The sequence below is a fragment of the Dietzia sp. DQ12-76 genome, from assembly GCF_014145045.1.
GTDB lineage: Bacteria > Actinomycetota > Actinomycetes > Mycobacteriales > Mycobacteriaceae > Dietzia.
The window spans coordinates 1-2374 of sequence record NZ_JAALDV010000274.1; the positions used below are offsets into that span (position 1 = coordinate 1).

Sequence of the window (2374 nt, forward strand, 5' to 3'; positions counted from 1 at the left end):
TCAACCTCGTCCAGATCGGCTCCATGGCGCTGGTGTTCCCACTCGGCGTGGCCGCGCTCGCGTGGCTCATCACCCACCGGCGGTTCTCCCGTCCGGCCGTCGCGACCTCCGCGGCCGTCGCCGCGATGGCGACCCCCCTGTTCCCGGGGCTGCCGTTCGTGGAGGTCATGGTGGCCGCGACGCCGTCCGGGGTGGCCAACGGACTGGCGGGGCTGGTGGCCGCTGTCGTGGTGGCCTCCCTGTCCGACCGTCGCCTCGTCCCCGCCGCCGCGCTGGGCCTGGTCGGCGTCGGGGGTATCCACCCGTCGGCGATGGTCACCGCCGCGGTGATCGTGCTGTTCTGGTGGTTGTTCGAGGGCCTGTGGCGCCCGGTACGGGGCCGGCTGCGGGACTTCCTCGTCCTGGCGGGGGTCGGACTCGCGGGCGTCCTCACACTGCTGCCCCAGGTCCTCACCGTCTCCGAGGACGCGGACGAGATTTCGGCCTTCCAGTTCGAGATCGACGCCGACCGGGCCGCCGTCTGGGGCCGGGCCGTGGCGCTGCAGGTACGGCACGTGCAGGACTGGGGAGTGCGCTGGGTGCTGCTGGCCCTCGCGGTGCTCGGCGTGCTCGTCCTGGTCCGGCGCCTCGTGCTGTGGCCGATCCTGCTCTGGGCCGGGGTGCTGGTGGTGTGCGTCAATTCCATGAGCATGTTCGGCAACTGGACCGGCGGCGTCCTGCGCGGGATCGGCAGCATCTACTACAACGACCCGCGGCGGATCGGGGTGCTCCTGGCGGTCCTCGTGGCGGCCGCCGTCGGTGTGGGGGTGGGAGTGGTCGTCCAGGCGCTGGCGGGGTGGGCGGCCCGCCTGATCGACCCGATCACCGACTCGCGCGGAACCGGTGCGGCGGGTCTGCGGGTCGCCGTGGCGCTGGCCGCGTTGGTGGCCACCGGGTCGTGGGTCGTGCAGGCCTCGCCCGAGTACGCCTCGGCGGCGGGTGCGAACCAACGCGCGGGTCGGATGGTCGACGGTCACGATCTGCGCGCCTTCGAGTGGCTCTCCCGGCAACCGCAGGCCTACTCGGGACTCGTCTACACCAACCCCGACGAGGGGTCGGGGTGGATGTACGCCACCCACGGTCTGCCCTCGACCGCACGACATTATCTCCAGCCCGGGTCCACCGCCCCGCTCACGACCGCTCTGTTCTTCAGCATGGATCGGGCCGGTACCGACCCACGCGTCGACTCCGCGCTCGACGAACTCGGCGTGACCTACGTCTACGTCAGCCCGCCCAACTACTGGGGGTTCCAGAAGCCCAACGAGCACCTCCTCCGGCTCGATCAGACCCCGGGCCTGGTCAAGGTCTACTCGGACTCCCAGGTGCGGATCTTCGCCGTCCGTGCAGCCTTCACGCAGGAGGAGATCGATCGGATCCTGGCCGACTCCCCGTTCCCGCCGGACAGGCGCACCCCCCTCACCCGCGCCACCGAGCTGTACGGCGGGGAGTGAGCGGCCCGACCGGGTCCGGGTCGTATCCTCGGAGCTGTCGTCCGACGGGACGCCGCGGCGGCGTCGCCGCGCTTCGGGAGGGGTTCGTCAATGAAGGCACTCGTGACGGGTGGAGCCGGGTTCATCGGGTCGACCCTGGTGGATCGCTTGCTGTCCGAGGGTCACGAGGTGAGCGTCGTGGACGACCTCTCGCGGGGTCGCCTCGAGAACCTCGCGAGCGCGCGGGAGGCCGGGGCCCGGTTCGGCTTCCACAGGATGAACCTGATCGACCCCGGGATCGTGGACCTGGTCGCCGAGGTCGCTCCCGAGGTCGTGTTCCACCTGGCCGCGCAGATCGACGTGCGTCTGTCCGTGGAGGACCCGGTGTACGACGCCGAGGTCAACGTGGTGGGAACGGTCCGGCTCGCCGAGGCCGCCCGACGAGCCGGGGTGCGGCGGATCGTCTTCACCTCCTCGGGAGGATCGATCTACGGTCCCGTGGCCGAGCTGCCGGTGGCCGAGTCGCGGCCGGTGGATCCGATGAGCCCGTACGCGGCGGGCAAAGTCGCCGGCGAGGTGTACCTCGAGATGTTCGCCAAGCTGTACGGCATCGAGTGGGCGGGCGTGGCACCGGCCAACGTGTACGGCCCGCGGCAGGACCCGCACGGTGAGGCCGGGGTGGTGGCGATCTTCGCGCAGCGACTGCTCGCGGGGCAGCCGACCCGCGTGTTCGGGAACGGGGGCAATACCCGCGATTATGTGTTCGTCGACGACGTGGTCGACGCCTTCGTGCGCGCGGCGACGGTTCCGGCGGCCGCCGGGCTGCGGTTCAACGTGGGCACCGGGGTCGAGACCAGCGACCGCGACCTGCACACCCTGGTGGCCGCGGCGGCGGGGTCGGGGGA

At 71.6% G+C, this 2374-nt stretch carries 2 protein-coding genes; both read left to right on the top strand.

The window, feature by feature from the left end; translation table 11 throughout:
• Nucleotides 1-1490, top strand: a 1490-nt coding sequence (locus tag G6019_RS10100) for a DUF6541 family protein (RefSeq protein ID WP_182627507.1), incomplete at its 5' end; no start/stop codon positions are given.
• 90 nt (nt 1491-1580) lie between these two features.
• On the top strand, nt 1581-2374 hold a 794-nt coding region (locus G6019_RS10105; RefSeq protein ID WP_182627508.1), incomplete at its 3' end, for an NAD-dependent epimerase/dehydratase family protein.